The sequence below is a fragment of the Paeniroseomonas aquatica genome, from assembly GCF_030409335.1.
Taxonomy (GTDB): Bacteria; Pseudomonadota; Alphaproteobacteria; order Acetobacterales; family Acetobacteraceae; genus Belnapia; species Belnapia aquatica.
Window position 1 is genome coordinate 18,831 of the sequence record NZ_JAUFPN010000006.1, and the last position, 18,749, is coordinate 37,579.

Annotated in this window: 23 protein-coding genes; 6 read left to right on the top strand and 17 right to left on the bottom strand. The window is 70.0% G+C overall.

The features are described 5' to 3' along the window. From lspA to QWZ14_RS00715, 10 genes are all read right to left on the bottom strand, one after another. Positions 1–498 carry a signal peptidase II gene (gene lspA / locus QWZ14_RS00670; RefSeq protein WP_290314618.1) on the bottom strand — a complete coding sequence of 166 codons (498 nt, stop codon included), beginning with the start codon at positions 496–498 and terminating at the stop codon, positions 1–3. A 2-nt stretch (positions 499–500) separates the two neighbouring features. Further along, positions 501–1,223, bottom strand: coding sequence for a cytochrome c biogenesis CcdA family protein (locus QWZ14_RS00675; RefSeq protein ID WP_290314619.1), 723 nt, complete (start codon positions 1,221–1,223; stop codon positions 501–503). Positions 1,224–1,379: 156 nt separating this feature from the next. Continuing rightward, complete coding sequence (locus QWZ14_RS00680; protein ID WP_290314620.1) at positions 1,380–1,979, bottom strand: cation transporter; 600 nt, start codon at positions 1,977–1,979, stop codon at positions 1,380–1,382. Then, positions 1,976–3,916: a heavy metal translocating P-type ATPase gene (locus QWZ14_RS00685; protein ID WP_456307209.1), complete on the bottom strand. Its 1,941-nt coding sequence runs from the start codon at positions 3,914–3,916 to the stop codon at positions 1,976–1,978. The genes QWZ14_RS00680 and QWZ14_RS00685 overlap by 4 nt, the downstream gene beginning before the upstream one ends. 32 nt (positions 3,917–3,948) lie before the next feature. Further along, a complete protein-coding gene (locus QWZ14_RS00690) occupies positions 3,949–4,692 on the bottom strand; it encodes a cation transporter (RefSeq protein ID WP_290314621.1) in 744 nt (247 codons plus the stop codon). 60 nt (positions 4,693–4,752) lie between these two features. After that, positions 4,753–5,787 (bottom strand): sterol desaturase family protein, encoded by a 1,035-nt coding sequence (locus QWZ14_RS00695; protein ID WP_290314622.1) that lies wholly within the window; start codon positions 5,785–5,787, stop codon positions 4,753–4,755. Further along, positions 5,787–6,251, bottom strand: a complete 465-nt coding sequence (locus QWZ14_RS00700; protein ID WP_290314623.1) for a DUF411 domain-containing protein — start codon at positions 6,249–6,251, stop codon at positions 5,787–5,789. The genes QWZ14_RS00695 and QWZ14_RS00700 overlap by 1 nt, the downstream gene beginning before the upstream one ends. Positions 6,252–6,378: 127 nt before the next feature. Next, the gene (locus tag QWZ14_RS00705) at positions 6,379–7,026 is read right to left on the bottom strand and encodes a transmembrane anchor protein (RefSeq protein ID WP_290314624.1); all 648 of its coding nucleotides are present in this window, start codon (positions 7,024–7,026) and stop codon (positions 6,379–6,381) included. Between the two features lie 12 nt (positions 7,027–7,038). Beyond that, positions 7,039–7,707, bottom strand: coding sequence for a HupE/UreJ family protein (locus QWZ14_RS00710; RefSeq protein ID WP_290314625.1), 669 nt, complete (start codon positions 7,705–7,707; stop codon positions 7,039–7,041). A gap of 113 nt (positions 7,708–7,820) precedes the next feature. Beyond that, positions 7,821–8,153, bottom strand: coding sequence for a hypothetical protein (locus QWZ14_RS00715; protein WP_290314626.1), 333 nt, complete (start codon positions 8,151–8,153; stop codon positions 7,821–7,823). Between the two features lie 62 nt (positions 8,154–8,215). Between QWZ14_RS00715 and QWZ14_RS00720 the strand changes: the two genes are divergently transcribed. From QWZ14_RS00720 to QWZ14_RS00730, 3 genes are read left to right on the top strand one after another with little or no spacing between them, the layout of a single operon-like run. Next, positions 8,216–8,494: a metal-sensing transcriptional repressor gene (locus QWZ14_RS00720; protein ID WP_290314627.1), complete on the top strand. Its 279-nt coding sequence runs from the start codon at positions 8,216–8,218 to the stop codon at positions 8,492–8,494. 25 nt (positions 8,495–8,519) lie between these two features. After that, positions 8,520–9,845, top strand: coding sequence for an MFS transporter (locus QWZ14_RS00725; protein ID WP_290314628.1), 1,326 nt, complete (start codon positions 8,520–8,522; stop codon positions 9,843–9,845). Between the two features lie 16 nt (positions 9,846–9,861). Further along, the gene (locus tag QWZ14_RS00730) at positions 9,862–10,299 is read left to right on the top strand and encodes a YqaA family protein (RefSeq protein WP_290314629.1); all 438 of its coding nucleotides are present in this window, start codon (positions 9,862–9,864) and stop codon (positions 10,297–10,299) included. 8 nt (positions 10,300–10,307) lie between these two features. Here the strand turns inward: QWZ14_RS00730 and QWZ14_RS00735 are convergent, their stop codons facing one another. Then, entirely contained in the window at positions 10,308–11,645 is a 1,338-nt protein-coding gene (locus QWZ14_RS00735) for an Nramp family divalent metal transporter (protein ID WP_290314630.1), read from the bottom strand. Positions 11,646–11,749: 104 nt separating this feature from the next. On the opposite strand from QWZ14_RS00735, the gene QWZ14_RS00740 reads away from it, so the two are divergent. The 3 genes from QWZ14_RS00740 to QWZ14_RS00750 all read left to right on the top strand — a co-directional run bounded on the left by QWZ14_RS00740 (position 11,750) and on the right by QWZ14_RS00750 (position 14,106). Then, complete coding sequence (locus tag QWZ14_RS00740) at positions 11,750–13,051, top strand: IS701 family transposase (RefSeq protein WP_353959247.1); 1,302 nt, start codon at positions 11,750–11,752, stop codon at positions 13,049–13,051. 96 nt (positions 13,052–13,147) lie between these two features. Next, the gene (mntR, locus tag QWZ14_RS00745) at positions 13,148–13,603 is read left to right on the top strand and encodes a manganese-binding transcriptional regulator MntR (protein WP_290314631.1); all 456 of its coding nucleotides are present in this window, start codon (positions 13,148–13,150) and stop codon (positions 13,601–13,603) included. Further along, positions 13,600–14,106 (top strand): MerR family transcriptional regulator, encoded by a 507-nt coding sequence (locus QWZ14_RS00750; RefSeq protein WP_290314632.1) that lies wholly within the window; start codon positions 13,600–13,602, stop codon positions 14,104–14,106. Before mntR ends, QWZ14_RS00750 begins: the two co-directional genes overlap by 4 nt. A 53-nt stretch (positions 14,107–14,159) precedes the next feature. On the opposite strand, the gene QWZ14_RS00755 is transcribed toward QWZ14_RS00750, so the two are convergent. The 6 genes from QWZ14_RS00755 to QWZ14_RS00780 all read right to left on the bottom strand — a co-directional run bounded on the left by QWZ14_RS00755 (position 14,160) and on the right by QWZ14_RS00780 (position 18,592). Further along, a complete protein-coding gene (locus tag QWZ14_RS00755; protein ID WP_290314633.1) occupies positions 14,160–14,384 on the bottom strand; it encodes a hypothetical protein in 225 nt (74 codons plus the stop codon). Continuing rightward, a complete protein-coding gene (locus QWZ14_RS00760) occupies positions 14,384–15,136 on the bottom strand; it encodes a TMEM165/GDT1 family protein (protein ID WP_290314634.1) in 753 nt (250 codons plus the stop codon). Before QWZ14_RS00760 ends, QWZ14_RS00755 begins: the two co-directional genes overlap by 1 nt. Next, the gene (locus QWZ14_RS00765; RefSeq protein WP_290314635.1) at positions 15,133–15,408 is read right to left on the bottom strand and encodes a DUF1127 domain-containing protein; all 276 of its coding nucleotides are present in this window, start codon (positions 15,406–15,408) and stop codon (positions 15,133–15,135) included. The genes QWZ14_RS00760 and QWZ14_RS00765 overlap by 4 nt, the downstream gene beginning before the upstream one ends. Then, a complete protein-coding gene (locus QWZ14_RS00770; protein ID WP_290314636.1) occupies positions 15,398–16,270 on the bottom strand; it encodes a MurR/RpiR family transcriptional regulator in 873 nt (290 codons plus the stop codon). The genes QWZ14_RS00765 and QWZ14_RS00770 overlap by 11 nt, the downstream gene beginning before the upstream one ends. A 257-nt stretch (positions 16,271–16,527) precedes the next feature. Next, a complete protein-coding gene (locus QWZ14_RS00775) occupies positions 16,528–17,928 on the bottom strand; it encodes a sensor histidine kinase (RefSeq protein WP_290314637.1) in 1,401 nt (466 codons plus the stop codon). Then, on the bottom strand, positions 17,915–18,592 hold the full coding sequence (locus tag QWZ14_RS00780; protein WP_290314638.1) for a winged helix-turn-helix domain-containing protein: 678 nt from the start codon (positions 18,590–18,592) through the stop codon (positions 17,915–17,917). Before QWZ14_RS00780 ends, QWZ14_RS00775 begins: the two co-directional genes overlap by 14 nt. Positions 18,593–18,749 lie beyond the last annotated feature (157 nt).

Consider the following 18,749-nt stretch of genomic DNA (forward strand, 5'->3'; position numbering starts at 1 on the left):
TCATTGGGGCTGCGCATGTGGTGACGGCACGCGAAAGCTGGTCAGCACCAGCAGCGTAACGCCGCAGACGATGGCGACATCCGCCATGTTGAATGTCGGCCAGTGCCAACCACCGTAGTGCGCGTCGATGAAGTCGGTGACCGCGCCGATGCGCAGACGGTCGAGGATGTTGCCGAGCGCGCCGCCGATGATGAGGCCGATCGCCGTCGCCTCGGTCCGGTTGGCCGCGCGCCGCAGCCACAACAGCAACCAGGCGACCACGGCGAGCTTGATGCCGACCAGCAGCCAGACCGCGCCGGCGGCACTTTCGGCGAACATCCCGAAGGTGACGCCGGTGTTGAAGCCAAGCCGCAGGTTCAGCACCGGCAGCAGCGTGATGCCCTCGCTGTAGGGCGGCCAGAGCGAATCCAGCGCCCAGGCCTTGGTCGCCTGGTCGATGACCGCGGCGATCGGTGCCGCGATCAGGCCGAAGCGCCGCAGCGCGCGGGGGGCGGGCATGGTCATCCCAGCCGTGCCAGCCATGGAAAGGCCTCCAGGATCCAGATGGCGAGACGGGTCATCTCGCCGGTCGCGATGGCCAGGCCGGCGGCGAGCATGACGACGCCGCTCGCGACCTGCAGGATCCGCCCCAGCCGCCCGAGCCGCCGCGCGCGGGCCATCGCCGCCGGCAGGTAGAAGGCCGCCAGCAGGAACGGCACGCCAAGGCCCAGCGCATAGGCGGCGAGCAGCCCCACCCCCGCGCCGGGTGTGAGCGCCGCCGCCGTCAGCACGCCGGCCAGCACCGGCCCGATGCAGGGCGTCCAGCCGAAGCCGAAGGCGACGCCGATCAATGTCGCGGAAACCGGGCCGCCGCCCTCGCCAGGCGGCCTGAAGCGCAGGTCGCGCATCAGCGGTGCCACGCGCAGCAGGCCCATCTGCACGAGGCCCATCGCCGCAATCAGCAGGCCGGCGACGACGGTGAGCTCGTTGGACCAGCGCCGCAACAGCCCACCGATGGCGGTCGCCCCCAGGCCCAGCAGCACGAAGACCAGCCCGAAGCCGAGCACGAAGAAGGCCGACAGGCGCAGCGCCCGCCAGCGTTCCGCGCGCGCGGTCGCAAGGTCCGTCCCCGCCACCCAGGCGACATAGCCCGGCACCAGCGGCAGCACGCAGGGCGACAGGAAGGAGACCAGCCCGCCGCCGAAGGCCAGCACCAGGCCGAAAAGGCTCAATTCAAGTGTCATGCGAGCCGTCTCGGCTGATCGTCAGGCGGTCCGGACGTGAAGGCCGATGGGTCATGCCGTGCGGTCGTCGGCGCGGAACCGGACGTCGCCGCGCCAGGCGACCTACGGATGCGGCGACGGGCAATTCCAGCGGCGCGGCCGTCCCTTCGCGTACCGTCAGGCGCGCGCATCGCGTGCCTCCTGGCGCGCCGCCTCCCAGACTTCGCAGGCCGCGTCCGCGTTCATCGCGGCGATCCCGAGCCCGACCACTATGTCCGGCCAGGGGGACAGGGTCGCCGCGGTGACGAAGGCCGTCCCGATGATCGCGATGTTGGCGAACACGTCGTTGCGCGCCGACAGGAAGGCCGCGCGCGCGAGACTCCCGCCGGTCGCGCGGTGGCGCGCCAGCATCAGCGCGCAGACGAGGTTCACCGCCATGGCGCCCGCGCCAGTGAGCGCCAGCCACCACGGATCGGGCACCGCCACCTCGGCGGCCAACACCTTCTGTGCCGCCGTCCACAGCGTGGCCATGCCCGGCACGAGCAGGATGCCGGCGAGCAGCATCCCAAGCCGCGCGCGTGCCGCCAGCGACCAGCCCAGCCCGATGAGGATAAGGAGGTTGAGCGATGCGTCTTCGAGGAAGTCGATGCTGTCGGCGAACAGCGCGACGGAACCGATCGCCAACGCGACCGAGAACTCGATGCCGAAATAGCCGAGGTTCAGCGTCGCCACGCGCGCCACGACACGGCGCAACGAGGGATCGATCGCCGTGATCACGGCAACGGTCTCCAGCGCAAAAGCCGCAGCGCATTCAGCGTCACCAGCACCGTGGCGCCGGTATCCGCCATGATCGCCGGCCACAGCCCGGTGATGCCGAGCAGCGTCGTGACCAGGAACACGCCCTTGAGCCCGACCGCGACGGCGACGTTCTGCTTCACATTCGCCATGGTCGCGCGCGACAGAGAGACAAGTTCGGCCACCCCCGTCACCCGATCCTTCAGCACGGCGGCATCGGCCGTCTCCAGCGCGACATCGGTGCCGCCGCCCATCGCGACGCCGACATCGGCCGCCGCCAGCGCCGGCGCATCGTTGATGCCGTCGCCGACCATCACCACCGTGCCGCGCTCGCGCAGCTTGCGGATCTCGCGCAGCTTGTCGTCGGGCAGCAGTTCCGCCTTGGCGTCGAGGCCGAGCGAGATGGCGATCGCCTCGCAGGTGCGGCGGTTGTCGCCGGTCAGCATAACCGGGCGCACGCCAAGCGCGGAGATCGCTGCGATTCCGGCCGCGGCATCCGCGCGCGGTTCGTCGCGCAGCGCGACCAGCGCGGCCACCGCGCCGCCGGCCAGCACCACCGACACGGTCTTGCCCTCGCCCTGGAGCCGCTCCAGCTCGGCCTCCAGCGGGCCGAGCGCGGCACCCGCTTCGCGCGCATGGCGCGGGCTGCCGATGCTGACCTGCACGTCGCCGACCGTGCCAGCCACGGCGCGGCCGGGGATGGCCGACTGCGCTTCCGCCGCTGGCACCGCGACGCCGCGCGCGGCCGCCTCCGCCAGGATCGCCTTGGCGAGCGGATGGGAGGAGCCCTGCTCGACCGCCGCGGCGAGGGCGAGCACCTCCTCCGCCGTGCGACCCTCGGCCGGCAGCACGTCGGTGACGCGCGGGCGGCCTTCGGTCAGCGTGCCGGTCTTGTCGAAGGCGACGGTCGTAGCACTGCCGATCGCCTCCAGCGCCGCGCCGCCCTTGATCAGCAGGCCGCGCCGCGCGCCGGCCGACAGGCCCGAGGCCATCGCCGCCGGCACCGAGATCACCAGCGCGCAGGGGCAGGCGATCAGGAGGACGGCGAGGCCGCGATAGATGCTGGTGCTCCAGTCCCAGCCGAACAAGAAGGGCGGCAGCAGGATGACCAGAAGCGACACGATCATCGCGCCCGGCGTCCACCATTCCGAGAAGCGCTCGATGAAGCGCTGCGTCGGCGCGCGGGAGGCGGTGGCGTCCTCGACCATGCGGATGATGCGCGCGATGGTGTTGTCGGAGGCGGCGCGCGTCACCCGCACGCGGATGGCGCCCTCGGCGTTGATGCTGCCGGCGACCACGGCCTCGCCGGGGCCGCGGGAGATGGGCACGCTCTCCCCGGTGACTGGGCTTTCGTCGAGGGCGGAGGTGCCTTCCTCGATCAGCCCGTCGCAGGCAACGCGGTCGCCGGGGCGGATCAGCACCAGGTCGCCGACCGCGAGCCGGTCGGCCGGCAGTTGTTCGGTCGAGCCGTCGGGCTGAAGCCGCAAGGCGGTGCGCGGCATGAGGTCGGCCAGCGCTCGGATGCCGGCGCGGGCGCGCCCGGCGCTACGTTCTCCAGCAATTCGCCCAGGGCGAAGAGCAGCACGACGACGGCGGCTTCCTCCGCGGCACCGATCACAGTGGCGCCCACGGCGGCGGTGACCATCAGGGTTTCGATGGAGAAGGGACTGCCCGCACGGGCCAGGGCGAAAGCGCGCCGTCCGAAGGGCACCAGGGNCGCCCACATCACCACCACGGGCACGGATTCCTACTGGTTCCGCCGCACCACGCCCAGCGCAAGGCCGCCAAACCGTGAGGAGGATACCAGCACAACGACGCTGACCGCCCGGCCCGAGCCGCGGCCCGGGCCGGGCGGTCAGAAGCGGCAGCTGGGCCAGAGTTCGCCAGCACTGATGGGCCAAAATTCGGTTCTTCCGCACTTTTCGTGCAGATTGTTACGGAGCGAATTGTCTTAACTGCATGATTTGACTGGGCTTCCAGGTTGCCAGTGCATCGATTCCCAGCGCCTTGGACTATTACGTGACGAGTTTGTCGCTTCTTGAGGTAGGTCAACCGTTCGCCGACGACGTTGCGAGTCCGATCTGCACGCAGAATGCGGAAGAACCCAAAATTCAGTGACACAGCCATCGGCGGCCCCGATCACGGTGGTGCCCACGGCCGCGGTGACCATGAGCGTCTCGATCGAGAACGGGCTGCCCGCACGGGCCAGGGCGAAAGCGCGCCGTCCGAAGGGCACCAGGGCGACCAGGGTCGCAGCCAGGAACAGCGGGTAGGTCAGTCGCTCCGGCAGCGCGAGCGAGAGCGCATAGGCGCCGAGCACCAGCCCGCCCAGCAACCAGACCAGCTTCGCCTTGCCGGTAATCCACCAGGGCTTTTCCGCGTCGGCCGGGTCATCGTCGTGGTGGCCGTGCGCGTGGCCGTGGCCCGCATGATCATCCGGCGGCGGCTTGGCGACGAAGGGCGCGAACGTGTCAGCCAAGGGGGTCGCGGTATAGCCGAGCGTCGCGACCTGCTGCGCCACCGCCTCCGGCGTGGTCTCACCCAGAGACAGCGATGCCGAAAGGCGCTCCGCCATGAGGTTGACCTGGACCTCGGTGACGCCAGGCATGCGCTCGACCGCCCTGGTCACCTTGGCGACGCAGCCGGCACAATCCATGCCCTCAACCCGCCAAGATAGCTTTGTCACCGTGCCCATTCCCGTCACCTCGTCGGCTGGGCGACGGTATGGAACCTCTAGCGACTAGAGGTGCAAGCCCTATTTCGGGGGATCGGCAGCCAGAGGATGCAGCAGCAGCCGGTCCAACCGCTGTTCGCGGACCGCACGCCACCCAGGCACGCCGATCACCGCCCCATCAAGGCCGGCGGCCGGCGCCGCGCGGTAGGTGCCGAACAGGTGGTCCCACCAGGGCAGGCAGAAGCCGAAGCAACTGTCGGTCTCGGCGCGGACCTCTGAATGGTGCGTCCGGTGCATGTCTGGCGTCACTACTAGTCGGCGTAGCCAGACATCCAGGCGCGGCGGGATGCGGATGTCGGCGTGGTTGAACAGGCTGGTGGCGTTCAGCAGCACCTCGAAGGCCAGCACGGCGACAGGCGGTGCGCCCAGAGCGACGACGATCGCAACCTTGATACCAAGCGACAGCAGGATCTCTATCGGGTGGAAGCGCAGGCCTGTGGTGGCGTCGAGTTCTGGGTCGGCATGGTGCATCCGGTGCAGCCGCCACAGCGCCGGCACGTGGTGGAACACCCGATGTTGCAGATAGATCGCCAGGTCGAGCAGGAGGACAGCGAGCGGCACCGCCACCCAGCCCGGCACGCCTAGCGCGGGCGGCAGCCCGAATCCCTGGGCTTCGGCCCAAAAGGCCGCGCCGACCGCACCCGCCGGCGCCGCAAGACGCACCAGGATCGAACTGATCACCGGCAGCGCTAGGTTGCCGGGCCAACGCCGCCAGCCAAGAGGGCGAGGTGAGCCACGTGCCCAGATGCGTTCGGCCAGGACCATGGCCAAAAGCACGNACAGGATCGCCACCGGCACCGCCACCCAGCCCGGCACGCCTAGCGCGGGCAACAGCCCCAATCCCCTGGCATCGGCCCAGAATGCCGCGCCCACCGCGCCGGCCGGCGCCACCAGGCGCACCAGGATCGAGCCGATCACCGGCAGCGCCAGATTGCCCGGCCAACGCCGCCAGGCGAGCGGGCGGGGGACGTCACGCGCCCAGACCCGCTCGGCCACGAACACGGCCAGAAGCACGCCAAGGAATACGCCCAGGCGGATGCCGGCCTCGCCCGGCATCAGGCCGGGCTGCCGCCGGTGAAGCGCATGAAGGGTCGATGTGGGCCGGCGCCGAAGGCCATCACATCGTAGGTGTCGGGCGCTTGGCCCGGCACCTCCATGCCGGGCGAGCCGAGCGGCATCTCCGGCACTGCCAGGCCGCGCACGCCGGCCGGGCGTTCGGCCAGCAGGCGGCGAATGGCCGGGGCTGGAACATGGCCCTCGAAGGCGAAACCCTCCGCGGCACCAGCATGGCAGGACAGCAAATCGGCGGGCGTGCCCAACCTCGCGCGAACCGGCCCAAGGTTCCGCAAGACCTGGTCATCCACCGCAAACCCCTCGGCGCGAAGGTGCGCGACCCAGCCGGTGCAGCAGCCGCAGGACGGGTCCCGCCAGACGGTGACACGCGTGGCTGCGGCGGCGTGCGTGGCCCTGGCGGTGGCGAGAAGCGCCACGGTTCTCAGCAGCAAGCGGCGTTTCTGCATGTGACGGTTCCTCTCCCTGTTGCCGCAGCAGTCAGATTGCTCTCGGCCGTCGAAGCAAATGGGCGTGGTGCCGCAGATCACCAGACGCGCCGCCGCGCCCATCGAGCGCAACGGCGCCGTTCGGGGGTCAGGGTCGGATGATGCGCGCGTAGTCGCCGCTGGTCCGCAGCGTTACGGTCAGATCGCGGCCGGAGCGGTTGCGCCAGAACCAGCCATGGGTGCCGTCGAAGCGGGCGATGAGTTCGCCCTGCTCGCCGGAGGAGCCGCGGCCGTTCCGATAGCTGTATGTCGAGTTTCGCCCGGCGTTGGGCGGCTCGCCATGCATGTCGTAATTGACCGGGCCGGTGGCGGTCCAATTGAAGTTGACCCGCGCACCACTGCGCATGTCGAGCTTTACCTCGATGCCCTGGTTCGCCCGGAGCGTGATGATGGTCTCGTCGGTTCGCGCGGCGACGGCCGGCGGCGCCGTCTGAGCGGCGGCCGGGCGGATGAACAGCCCTGCGAAGATCGCGCCAGGCAGGCTCGAACGCGGGCCTGGCGTTGCAGCCGGTGGCGCCCGATCGGCTGCAGCCTCGGCCGCCAACTGCATCTTCAGCTCGCCCATCTCGGTCAGGCCGAGGGGACGGCCAACGCCGGTCGGGTCGATGCCGTACTCAGCGGGCAGGACCACGGTGATGAGGATGGCCACGGAGGCCGCGGCTGCGATAGCGGTGGAGCGAAGCAGCTGCTTTGAGGAAGGCAGTTCCGCGCGGGTCGGCAGGTCGGTGTTGTACATGTCAGGGATCCCTCAGGAGACGAACCAGCCGGTGAGCTGATAGCCGATCAGCACAAACCCGGCGGTCATCATGACGACGTTGGCGGTGTAGGCATGGCGCAGGAAACTCGGGCTGCGGCGCCAGAAGCCCATTGCGATGAGGATGACGGCGAGCGCCAGCAACTGCCCGACCTCGACGCCGACGTTGAATGCCAGCAGGTTCGGCAGCAGCCCATCGGGCGAGATGTTGTAGTCGAGGATCTTCGAGGACAGGCCGAAGCCGTGGCAGAAGCCGAAGACCAGCGTCGCCACCTTGGTGTTCGGCTGGACGCCGAACCAACGCTGGAAGGCGCCGAGATTGTCGAGCGCCTTGTAGACGATCGAGAAGCCGATGATGGCATCGATGATGTAGCTGTTGATACCGATGCCAAAATACACGCCGGCTAGCATGGTCGTGGAGTGGCCTAGCGCGAACAGGCTCACATAGATCGCGATGTGCTGCAGCCGGTACAGGAAGAAGATCACGCCGAACAGGAACAGGATGTGGTCGTAGCCGGTGACCATGTGCTTGGCGCCGAGATAGACGAAGGGCAGCAGCTGGATGCCCGATATTTCCTGGATGTAGCCCTTATCGCCCTCGGCGACGGCATGGGCGAGCGCCTCGGTGGTGGCGCCCAGCAGGGTCAGGCCGAGGACGCACAAGCATAGCCATGGAACTCGCGACAGGCGCGCGTCGCCCGCGATGATGGGATTCATGAGTGAGACCGCTCAGGTGAGAAAGGAAGGAACTGTCCGAAGACGGCGGCATGGGCAGCTCAGCCGAGCCCGCGGGGCGGCCGTTCCATTCTGCTGTTTGGCCCTGGCGCCAGGCCCTCCTGCCCCAGGATTGCGAGCCGGGCACGCGGCATCCATCGCGGTGCCAGGGATGCCGGACGCACGGTTACCGCCTCATGCACATGGTCCGTGACCGCATGATCGACGGCATCGTGGGGCCCAGGCAGGTCCTGATCGTCCGTGGCGTGGATATGGTCGGCAGCACCGTGCATCGACACCGCGGCGAGGGGCGGCGCGAAGGTGAAGACCAGCATTGCCACGAGCAGCAGCCTGACGATGTGTCGAAACCCCCTCATGCCGCGCAGCTGCTCCAATCCGCCATCCCTTGGTGGCTAGCAGATTGACCGTATCCATACCAGGGGGATAGGACAAGCTCATGAGCGAACAGCATGTCCACGAATCCCACCCCGAGATCGCCAAACGGCTGAAGCGGGCCGAGGGTCATCTGCGCAGCGTGGTTGAGATGATCGTCGCGGGGCGACCCTGCCTCGACATCGCTCAGCAACTGCATGCGGTTGAACGCGCGGTCAGCGAGGCCAAGCGCAGCCTGATCCGCGACCACCTTGACCACTGCCTGGATCACGCCGCGGGGGAAACCGGCGCCGAGCGGCGCGCCGCAATGGAAGCGTTCAAGCAGATCACGAAATACCTGTGATGCTCTTCACATCAGGAGCGGCGAAATGCTGAGTCCGCTGGCCGACCGCACCTATCGCCACCTGTTCGGCGCGCAGATCCTGTCGCTGATCGGCACCGGCCTCATGACCGTGGCACTCGGCCTGCTCGCCTTCGACCTCGCCGGCGCCGATGCCGGCGCGGTCCTGGGCACGGCACTGGCGATCAAGATGGTGGCCTATGTCGGCATCGCGCCGGTCGCCGGCGCCTTCGTGCACCTGGTGCCGCGGCGCGCGCTGCTGGTGGCGCTCGACCTGCTGCGCGCCGCCGTCGCGCTGGCGCTGCCCTTCGTCACCGAGATCTGGCAGGTCTATCTGCTGATCGGCCTGCTGCAGGCCTGCTCGGCCGCCTTCACGCCCACCTTCCAGGCCACCATCCCCGACGTGCTGCCGGATGAGGCGCAATACACCCGCGCTCTTTCGCTCTCTCGCCTCGCCTACGACATGGAGGCACTGACCAGCCCGATGCTGGCCGCGGCCCTGCTCTCCGTCATCGGCTTCCACTGGCTGTTCGCGGGCACGACGCTCGGCTTCATCGCCTCGGCGGCGCTGGTGGTCTCGGTGCTGCTCCTCTCGCCCAAGCCGCCTTCGACGCAGGAGAGCGCCTGGGGGCGCACGACGCGCGGCGCACGGCTCTATCTTGCCGCGCCGCGGCTGCGCGGGCTGCTGGCGCTGAACCTGGCGGTCGCCGCGGCCGGGGCGATGGTCATCGTCAACACGGTGGTACTGATACAGGCGGGGCTCGGGCTGGGTGCAGGGCAATTGGCATGGACGCTGGCGGCCTATGGCTTCGGCTCGATGGTCGCCGCACTCGCGTTGCCGCGTGTGCTGGATCGCGTTGGCGACCGCCCGGTGATGCTGGCGGGCGCCGTGATCCTGGTGGCCGGTCTGCTCGCGGGGCCGCTGGCGCTGCAACACTGGGGGCTCGTGCTGGCGCTCTGGGCGCTGCTTGGCCTCGGCAATGGGCTGGTGCTGACGCCCTCGGGGCGACTGCTACGGCGGTCTTCTGACGCGGGCGACCGTCCCGCGCTGTTCGCGGCGCAATTCGCCCTCAGCCACGCCTGCTGGCTGCTCGCCTATCCGCTGGCGGGGTGGCTGGGGGCAGCGGCGGGGCTGGCGCCGACCTTCCTGCTCTTGGCGGCGCTGGCTGCCACCGGCACATGGCTCGCCATCCGGCTGTGGCCGGCGGAGGCCGAGCGCGCCGCGCCGCACGACCACCACGGCCTGCCGGCGGACCACCCGCATTTGAACGGCGCGCAGCCCCTGCCGAACGGCGGCTTTCGCCACGTCCATGCCCCGGTCGCCGATACACTGCACGCGATGCGCGGCGGCTGAAGCGCCCATCATCGCCGTGCCCGACCTGGCCGCCTATGCGGGCCTGTTCGCCATCGCCTTCGCCGCCGCGACGCTGATCCCGGCACAGTCGGAGATCGCGCTGGCAAGCCTGCTCGTGGCCGGACAGCAATCCGTGGTCCTGCTGCTGGCGGTGGCGAGCCTCGGCAACATCGCCGGCTCGGCGCTGAACTGGGGCCTCGGGCGCGGCGTGGCCCGCTTCCGGGACCGGCGCTGGTTTCCCGTATCGGCGCAGGCGCTGGCCCGTGCCGAGGGATGGTACCGGCGCTGGGGACGGTGGTCGCTGCTGCTCAGCGGGGCGCCGGTCATCGGCGATCCGCTGACGGTCGCCGCCGGCGTGCTGAAGGAGCCCTTCCTGCCGTTCCTGGCGCTCGTCGCGCTGGCTAAGGTCGGGCGCTACCTGGTTGTCGCCGCGGTCGCGCTCGGTCTGGCGTAGCGCCTGCGTCAGCCCCCGAAGGCGGCGTCGAACAGCAGCTTCATGTTGAGCCCGACGATCACCGCCGCGGTCGCCCACCCCAGTGCGAGCTGCCACACGGGCGCGGTGAAGCTGCCCAGGCGCTTGCGGTCCTGCGCGAACAGCATCAGCGGGATCACCGCGAAGGGTAGCTGGATGGACAGGACCACCTGGCTGAGGATCAGCAGCTGCGCCGTGCCGCTCGCGCCATACATCCAGGTCACGATCACCGCCGGGATGATGGCGATCAGCCGCGTGACCAGCCGCCGCAGCACCGGCGGCAGCCGGAACCGCAGGAAGCCCTCCATCACCACCTGGCCCGCCAATGTCGCGGTGACTGTGGCGTTAAGCCCGCATAGCAACAGCGCCACGCCGAACGCCGTCGCGGCGATACCCGCGCCCAGCAGCGGCGTCAGCAACTGGTAGGCCTCGCCGATCTCGGCCACCTCGGTATTGCCGCTGGCGTGGAAGGTGGCTGCGGCCGTGATCAGGATGGCGGAATTGATCAGCAGTGCCAGCGTCAGCGCCAGCGAGCTGTCGATGGTGGCGAATTTGATCGCCTCCCGCTTGCCCTGTTCATCGAGGTTCCAGGACCGCGACTGCACGACAGCGGTGTGGAGGTAGAGGTTGTGCGGCATCACGGTGGCGCCGAGGATGCCCATGGCGATGTAGAGCTGTGTCTGGTTGGTCACGATCGACACGGCCGGAATGTAGCCATTCAGCACCGCCGCCCAATCCGGGTTCGACAGCACGATCTGGATGCCGAAGCAGCCGACGATCAGCATGATGAAGCCGAAGATCAGTGCCTCCAGCCAGCGCACGCCCTTGTTCTGCAGCCACAGGATCAGGAAGGCGTCGAGCGCGGTCAGGAAGACGCCATAGAGCAGCGGGATGCCGAACAGCAGCTCGAGCGCGATGGCGGTGCCGATCAGCTCCGCGAGGTCGGTCGCACAAATGGCGATCTCGGCGAACAGCCAGAGCGGATAGGCGACCACCTTGGGGAAGCGTTCGCGGCAGAGCTGCGCGAGGTCACGGCCGGTCGAGACGCCGATCCGCACGCACAGCGCCTGGAGCAGGATGGCCATCAGCGACGAGGTCAGCGCGACGGCGAGCAGCGTGTAGCCGAAGGCCGAGCCCCCGGCGAGCGATGTCGCCCAGTTCCCCGGGTCCATGTAGCCGACCGCGACCAGGTAGCCCGGGCCCATGAAGGCGAACAGCTTGCGCAGGAAGCCGCCCGCATTGGGCACCGCGACGCTGCGATGGACCTCCGGCAGGCCCGGCATCCCGGCCGGGGCGGGCGGCGCGGCAGCTTCCGACGGCGGGTTCATGTTATGCTTCCAAAACTCAGCCTAGCACTACCTGGGCACTTCATGCGTTGATCTGCGTTGCCTTTGCACTGGGCTGAGGGGCCTGGGTTGCGAGGGAGGCGGGCATGGCACGGGCGGCTGAGGATCTTGATAGCTGGCTGGAGCCTTTCCTTGCCGCGCTCGGGCATAAGAAGCGCCGGCTCTGGGCGCCGCTGTACCTGCGCGGGTTGCTGGGCCCGAGCGAGCGCAAGAGCCTGCAACCGATGGCAGCCAGCCTGAGCCTGTCCGGGCACGACCAACTGCAGCACTTCATCGCCAGCCCGGCCTGGGATGACGCGCCCCTGTGGCGGGTGCTGGCCGAGCAGGCTGACCGGCTGGTGGGCGGACCGAAGGCGGTGCTGGTGATCGACGACACGGCGCTGCCGAAGAAGGGCACGCTTTCGGTCGGCGTGGCGCGGCAGTACTGCGGCGAGTTGGGCAAGCGGGCGAACTGCCAGGCGCTGGTCTCCCTGACGCTGGCGGGGCGGGAGGTGCCTGTCCCCGTGGGGCTGCGGCTGTTTCTGCCGGCGGAGTGGACGGCCGATCCGGCACGCTGCGCGGTGGCCGGCGTGCCGGATGAGGAGGTGGTGGCCCGCACCAAGGGCGAGATCGCGCTGGCCGGGCTGGACCGGATCATCGCCGCTGGCGTGCGGTTCGGCCTCACCCTGGCCGATGCCGGCTACGGGGCAAGTGCGGCCTTCCGCCAAGGGCTGAGCGAGCACGGTCTGACCTGGGCGGTCGGCATCCCGCGCAACCAGAAGGTCTATGGCGCCGATGTCCAACTGGTCCCGCCCACAGGCCGCCAGCGGCGCCCAGCGCCGGACCAGGAGCCCCGAGAGACCGAGGCGGTGCTGGCCGAGCTGCCCTGGCGGCGGGTGACGTGGCGCCACGGCACCAAGGGCCCTCTGGCCGCGCGGTTCGCGGCAACCCGCGTCCGGGTCGGCGACGGCGCAACCTGGGCAAACAACCGCCACCTGCCCGGCGACGAGGTCTGGCTGGTTGGCGAGTGGCGCTCGAGTGGCGAGCGCAAGTACTACCTCAGCAACCTGCCGCCGCGGACCTCGCTACGCGCCCTCGCTGCCGCCATCAAGGCGCGCTGGGTTTGCGAGCAGGCGCACCAGCAACTGAAGCAGGAACTCGGCCTCGGTCACTTCGAGGGCCGCTCCTGGACCGGTCTGCACCGGCACGCACTGATGACCTGCATGGCCTTCGCTTACCTGCAGCACCTTCGCCTTGCTGGGCAGCACCCGGCGAGGTCGGGGGAAAATACCGAGCCGCGTTCCGGGACCGCCACCATCCCCAACCCTGCCAGCGCTGCGCCGCGCCATCATGGCGCGGCTGTTTGCCGATCTCGTCACGCCCATCCGCTGCCCGCACTGCCGGCGTAAACTCAGACCACCACCTGACTTCAGACTGCCCAGGTAGTGCTAGGCTAAGTTATGATTGGCGGGCTATCAAGCGTTCAAGCCGGAAGCCAGAACCCTATGCGACGCCCCGCCACCGAGCGGCCCCTGCCCCCCGCCGACGACCACGCCGCCCGCTTCGCCCGCCAGCGCGAGGCGGACCGCAGCGCGACGGCCGAGGACTACGTGGAACTCATCGCCGACCTGCTGCGCGAGGACGGCGAAGCGCGCGCGGTCGATATCGCCCGCCGCATGGGCGTCTCCCAGGCCACGGTCACGGCGACGGTCGGCCGCCTCCAGCGCGACGGGCTGGTCGAGACCAAGCCCTATCGCGGGCTGTTCCTGACCGAGGCGGGGCAGCAAATGGCACGGACCGCGAAGGCGCGGCACGATCTGGTCGTCCGCTTCCTGATCGCCGTCGGCCTCGACTCCGAAACCGCCGAGGAGGACGCCGAGGGGTTGGAGCACCACGCGAGCGAGAAGGCGCTGACTGCCTTCGCACAATTCCTGGCGCGACATGACAAGGGCCAGCCATGACGGAGAGCCTCGCCATCGGCGACCTCGCCCGCGCCACAGGGGTCAAGGCCACCACCATCCGCTTCTACGAAGCCGAGGGCCTGCTGCCGCCGCCCGGGCGGAGCGAAGGCGGTCACCGCGTCTATGCGCGCGCGCATCTCGACCGGCTCGGCTTCATCCGCCACGCGCGGGAACTGGGCTTCCCGATGGACGACATCCGCGAGCTGCTGCGCCTCGCGGATGCGGCGCCCGACGCGCCGTGCGCGGGCGCGGACGACATCGCGCGAAGACACCTGGCTTCGGTGCGCGAAAGGCTGGCGCGGCTGCGCTCGCTGGAAGCGGAACTCGCCCGCATGACGACCTGCGCGCATGGCACCATCGCCGAATGCCGGGTGATCGAGGTCCTGGCCGATGCCACGCATGGCCATTGCGCGGACCCGGCGCACGGGCTGCGCACGGGCTCTGCCATCGATGCGGAACCCGGGCGAGCACTCCGGCGTGGACGGGTGAAGGCCAGGTCCTGAGGAGGCCGGCGCGCAAGCGGACCGCGGCCGGCGCCCCCGCGAGGCCCGCCGCGTCAGCCGCGTCGCGCCCGCGCCCGCGCGGCGCCAACCACGTTCCAGAGCAGGATGGCGATGCAGCCCCCCGCCAGCGCGGTGCCAGGCACCAGCACCGGCAGGCCGGTCGCCAGGCGCGCCGCGACGCCGACCGCCACGACCCACAGCACGAGCGCGAGCGCGAGCGATCCATCATCCACGAACAGCCCGATGATCTCGTGCAGGATGGCGCGAAGCGTTCCCATCAGCGTGACTCCGACCCGAGGCTGGGCACCGCGGCCATGCGAACCGCGAGCAGCGCCGCCGCCAGCAGGACCGCCGCGATACCGATCAGCGCGAGATCCGCACCCGGCCAATCGATGCCGAGGCCCTCGCCGGTCCAGTAGATGCCGTAGGCGGAGATCACGACGCCCACCGCGAATTTCAGCGTGTTCTCCGGCACGCGCGACAGCGGGCGGTGCACCGCGACCGCCCCGATCGTCACCAGCACCGCCGCGGCCAGGGCGCCGGCGGCGGCGGGACCGATCAGCGCCGGGCTGCCCGCGGCCACCGCCAGCACCAGGAAGGCCACCTCGACCCCTTCCAGCAGCACGCCCTTGAAGGCGGTCGCGGTCGCGATCGGCTCGAGGCCCCAGCGCTCGGTGGCGCGGGCCAGCTTCAGATTGGCGGTCTCGCTGCGGAACACCGCATCCTCGTCATGCAGCGCGATCACCCCGGCGCCACGCAGGATCGCCTTGCGCAGCCAGCGCATGCCGAATAGCAGCAACAGCAGCCCGACAAACAGCTGCAGGGCACGTTCGGGCAATTGCGCGAGGGCCGGACCGAGGGCGGCGACCAGCACGACGAGCGCCGCCAGCGCCAGCCCCGTGCCGACAAAGGCCGAGCGCCAGCCGCGCACCGTGCCGACCGCAAGCACGATTGTCGCGGCCTCCACGCATTCAACGAGCGAGGCAAGAAAGGCTGCCGAGACGGTCGGCGCCAGTTCGATCCAGGTCATGGCGTGCGCTTCCAGAATGGGTGGGATTCCGCGTTCGGCGGCGAGGGTTGACGAAACGGCGTGCCATCTTCGAGCGCGCCGCGATCCAGGCCGACATCGCGCAGCAGGCGGTCATCCAGCCGCGCGAGATACCGCCGGTCGCGGGCATAGCGTGCGGCCTGGGCGAGCGCGGTCTCGGTCGGCTGGCGCGGCGCAGGCCAGCGGCGGACGGCGCGAACCGGCCCCGGATGCAATGCCGCGTGCCCCCATGCGCCGGACTCATCACCCGACATCGTGGCGGCTCCCCGCGATCGCCGCGCGCAGATCGTTAAGCCGATCGAGCGACGCCAGCGCCCGCCCGCCATCGGCCGCCGCCAGGCCGAGCACCATCGCTTCCAGCGCCACCAGGGTCGCGCCATGCAGCGCCACACGGCGGGCACGGCCGCGGCGTGCGGGCACCACCACGTCGGCATGGCGCGCCAGCGAGCGATCCAGGCTGTCGGTCACCAGCACGATCGGCACGGCGATGCGACGCGCCTCTTCGAAGACCACCGCCACCTCCCGGTAGGCGCGGCCATAGGCGAGCGCCAGGATCGCGTCGCCGGCACGCAGGCCGAGCAACTGGTCCGCCAGCGCGATGCCGCTCGCATCCAGCGCCTGCGCCTGGCGGCCGGCACGGCTCAGCAGCGTGGTGACGTAGCGCGCCAGCGCCGCCGATGGGCCGATCCCGAAGACCAGGATGCGCTGTGCCGGATGCAACGCCCGGATCGCGGCGATCAGGCTGTCCTGCGCCGCGGTTTCGGCGAGCGCCTCGACCGCTTCGCGCTGCGCCTGGATGGCGAAGTTCACCGCTTGCGCCACCTCGGCGGCAACCTCGGCCAGCGTGGCCCGCATGGCGTCGGCCGGGTCTGGTGGCTGGCCGAGCCCCGCCGCCAGATGACGCTTCAGCGCCGGCAGGCCGAAAAATCCGAGCGCCTGCGCGGCGCGGACCACGCTCGCATCGGAGGTGCCGATGCGCTGGGCCAGTTCCGCCGCGGAACAGGCAATGACGACGGCGTGGTTCGCCTGGAGGAAACGCACCACGCGCGCGATGGTCGGTGACAGGGCGGCGATGTCGGCCTCGGCAGGGTGCGGCGTCTCGGGGCGGGGTGGCATGACGGGGTTCCTCGGCCATGGAAGCGCTGACGCGATGGATATACTACGGCAAAAGTTTTTCTGCAATGAACACTACAGTTCGCATTCAACCCTAGGATCGAGGCTGGCCGCGGCAGGCATGCGCTGGCGCCGCGGCGGCGCTGCCCGGGCGCTCGCCGCGCGGCCAGTCCGCCGCTCCCGCACCCAGAGCCATTCTCGCGCGGCTTGGGTCGCTGCGACGCCTCCAGCTCCTTGTTTTCACGAGCATCTGCACCCGATCAGGTGATTCCACCCGATCGGGATCTGCCCTGGACGGGAAACCGCAGGCGCACGCTCAGGCCGGGTGCGTGATTGGCGAGCGTCAGTTCAGCGCCATGAAGATCGGCGACCGCCCGGACAAGCGCCAACCCCAAGCCCGTGCCAGGCGTGGATCGGCTCTCATCCAGCCGCACGAAAGGGCGCAGCACCCGCTCCCGGTCGGCTGGGGGGATGCCCACCCCACGATCGGTCACGCTGCCGACGATCGCGTCGCCCTCGCGCGCCAGCGTGACCCGGACCTCGGCCTGCGCCGGGGTGTGCCGGAAGGCGTTCTCGATCAGGTTGACGAAGGCCTGCTGCAGCAATTCGCGATCCCCGCGCAGCCGCAGGCCGGGCGTGATCGCCACGGGAAAAGATCGCCCGGCATCCTCGGCGGTGGGGGCAAGTGCATCGACGACGTCCGCCAGCGCCGCCGAAAGATCGACCTCGGCGAAACTGGCCCGCCGCTCGCCGGATTCGATCTGCGCGATGCGCAGCAGGGCGGCGAAGACCCTGAGCACCTCATCGATGTCGCCAACCGCGCGATCCACCACCTCGCGCGGCACCTGGCCCGTCGCGGCACCGCGCGCGGCGCGTTCCAGCCGCTGGCGCATCCGCGCGAGCGGTGTCCGCAGGTCATGCGCGATGTCGCCGGTCACCTGGTTGAGCCGCGCCAGCGCGGCTTGCAGCCTGGCCAGCGTGGCATTCACGGCGCCGGCCAGCGCATCGAACTCATCGCCTCGCGCGCGCGCCGGCAGGCGCCGGGCCAGGTCGCCCTCGGCCACCGCGGCCAGCGCGGCGTTCATCCCCGCCGCACGACGCTGCACGGATCGCCCCAGCAGAACGCCGCCCAGGATCGACAGCAGCACCGCGACCGCGCCGGCGATCAGGATGGCGCGCATGATCGTCTCCTCAAGCTCCTCCAACTGCCCCTGGGGACGGCCGATCAGCAGCAGGGCGCCGCCCGGCAGCGCGACGCCCAGGCCCAAGGCGGTGTCGCCCGCGTGTTCGCCCCGATCGAGCACCAGGGTCTGCCAGCCGGTCGTCGGCGCGCCTGGCGCGACATTCCCCGCAAGCACGCGACGATCCCGGTCCAGCAGCAGGTACACGGTACTGCCGGCAGGATCAGAGGCGACGTGGCTGTTGATCTGTCGCGCCAGCGCGGCGAGGCCGCCCTCCGCCTCGGTCATCACGAGGCTGCGCGCTTCAGTCGCGATGCCGTCCTGCGCGGCACGCCGTTCATAGACCGTGGTGACGACATAGACGGTGCCGAGGATGGCGAGCGAGGCCAGCAGCGTCAGACCCGCATGCAGCAACCCCGCGCGACCGGCGCTGGTGCGGATCGGTGCAACCAGCAGGCCCATGGCATCAGACAGGCGCACGGATCACGTACCCCGCACCGCGCACCGTCTGGATCAGCTCCGCCCCGAAGCCGCGGTCGATCTTGCCGCGCAACCGGCTGATATGGGTCTCCACCACATTGGTCTGCGGGTCGAAGTGGAAGTCCCAGACCGCCTCCAGCAGCATGGTGCGCGTGACCACCTCGTCGGCATGGCGCATCAGGTACTCGAGCAGCCGGAACTCCCGCGGCTGCAACTCGATCCGTTGCCCGGCGCGGACCACCGTGCGACGGATCAGGTCCATCTCGAGGTCGGCCACGCGCAGCACTGTCGCCTCGCCGCTGACCGGAGGGCGACGCGCCAGGGCGTTCACCCGCGCCATCAATTCGGCGAAGGCGAAGGGCTTCACCAGGTAGTCGTCGGCGCCCGCATCCAGCCCGCTGACGCGGTCGGCGACGCCGCCGCGCGTGGTCAGCATGAGGACCGGCGTGCCGACGCCAGCGGTACGGATCGTTCGCAGGATGCCAATGCCGTCCAGCCCCGGCAGCATGCGGTCCAGGACGATCATGTCGTAGGTTTCGCCAGCCGCCAGGAACAGACCCTCCTTGCCGGTCAGCGCCTTGTCCACGACGTGGCCCGCCTCGGTGAGGCCCTGGGCAACGTAGTCGGCCGTCTCCTTGTCATCGTCCACGACCAGAATTTTCATCGCTTCATGCCTGCCTGCCTTCCCGTCACACGTATCAGCCAGAAATGCTCGGCGACTGATCTCCGCTTCTATACCGATCTGTCAGGCGTCGTGCTTGCCAAGGCCGTGTCGTGCGTCCGCATCCATGTGGCGGGAATTCAGACGCGTGAGGATAACG

Excerpts from the sequence above, each read along its gene's own strand:
- lspA (WP_290314618.1), bottom strand. The coding sequence starts at position 498 with ATGCCCGCCCCCCGCGCGCTGCGGCGCTTCGGCCTGATCGCGGCACCG.
- QWZ14_RS00675 (WP_290314619.1), bottom strand. The coding sequence starts at position 1,223 with ATGACACTTGAATTGAGCCTTTTCGGCCTGGTGCTGGCCTTCGGCGGC.
- QWZ14_RS00690 (WP_290314621.1), bottom strand. The coding sequence starts at position 4,692 with ATGGGCACGGTGACAAAGCTATCTTGGCGGGTTGAGGGCATGGATTGT.
- QWZ14_RS00700 (WP_290314623.1), bottom strand. The coding sequence starts at position 6,251 with ATGCAGAAACGCCGCTTGCTGCTGAGAACCGTGGCGCTTCTCGCCACC.
- QWZ14_RS00705 (WP_290314624.1), bottom strand. The coding sequence starts at position 7,026 with ATGTACAACACCGACCTGCCGACCCGCGCGGAACTGCCTTCCTCAAAG.
- QWZ14_RS00720 (WP_290314627.1), top strand. The coding sequence starts at position 8,216 with ATGAGCGAACAGCATGTCCACGAATCCCACCCCGAGATCGCCAAACGG.
- QWZ14_RS00725 (WP_290314628.1), top strand. The coding sequence starts at position 8,520 with ATGCTGAGTCCGCTGGCCGACCGCACCTATCGCCACCTGTTCGGCGCG.
- QWZ14_RS00735 (WP_290314630.1), bottom strand. The coding sequence starts at position 11,645 with ATGAACCCGCCGTCGGAAGCTGCCGCGCCGCCCGCCCCGGCCGGGATG.
- QWZ14_RS00740 (WP_353959247.1), top strand. The coding sequence starts at position 11,750 with ATGGCACGGGCGGCTGAGGATCTTGATAGCTGGCTGGAGCCTTTCCTT.
- mntR (WP_290314631.1), top strand. The coding sequence starts at position 13,148 with ATGCGACGCCCCGCCACCGAGCGGCCCCTGCCCCCCGCCGACGACCAC.
- QWZ14_RS00750 (WP_290314632.1), top strand. The coding sequence starts at position 13,600 with ATGACGGAGAGCCTCGCCATCGGCGACCTCGCCCGCGCCACAGGGGTC.
- QWZ14_RS00755 (WP_290314633.1), bottom strand. The coding sequence starts at position 14,384 with ATGGGAACGCTTCGCGCCATCCTGCACGAGATCATCGGGCTGTTCGTG.
- QWZ14_RS00760 (WP_290314634.1), bottom strand. The coding sequence starts at position 15,136 with ATGACCTGGATCGAACTGGCGCCGACCGTCTCGGCAGCCTTTCTTGCC.
- QWZ14_RS00765 (WP_290314635.1), bottom strand. The coding sequence starts at position 15,408 with ATGTCGGGTGATGAGTCCGGCGCATGGGGGCACGCGGCATTGCATCCG.
- QWZ14_RS00770 (WP_290314636.1), bottom strand. The coding sequence starts at position 16,270 with ATGCCACCCCGCCCCGAGACGCCGCACCCTGCCGAGGCCGACATCGCC.
- QWZ14_RS00780 (WP_290314638.1), bottom strand. The coding sequence starts at position 18,592 with ATGAAAATTCTGGTCGTGGACGATGACAAGGAGACGGCCGACTACGTT.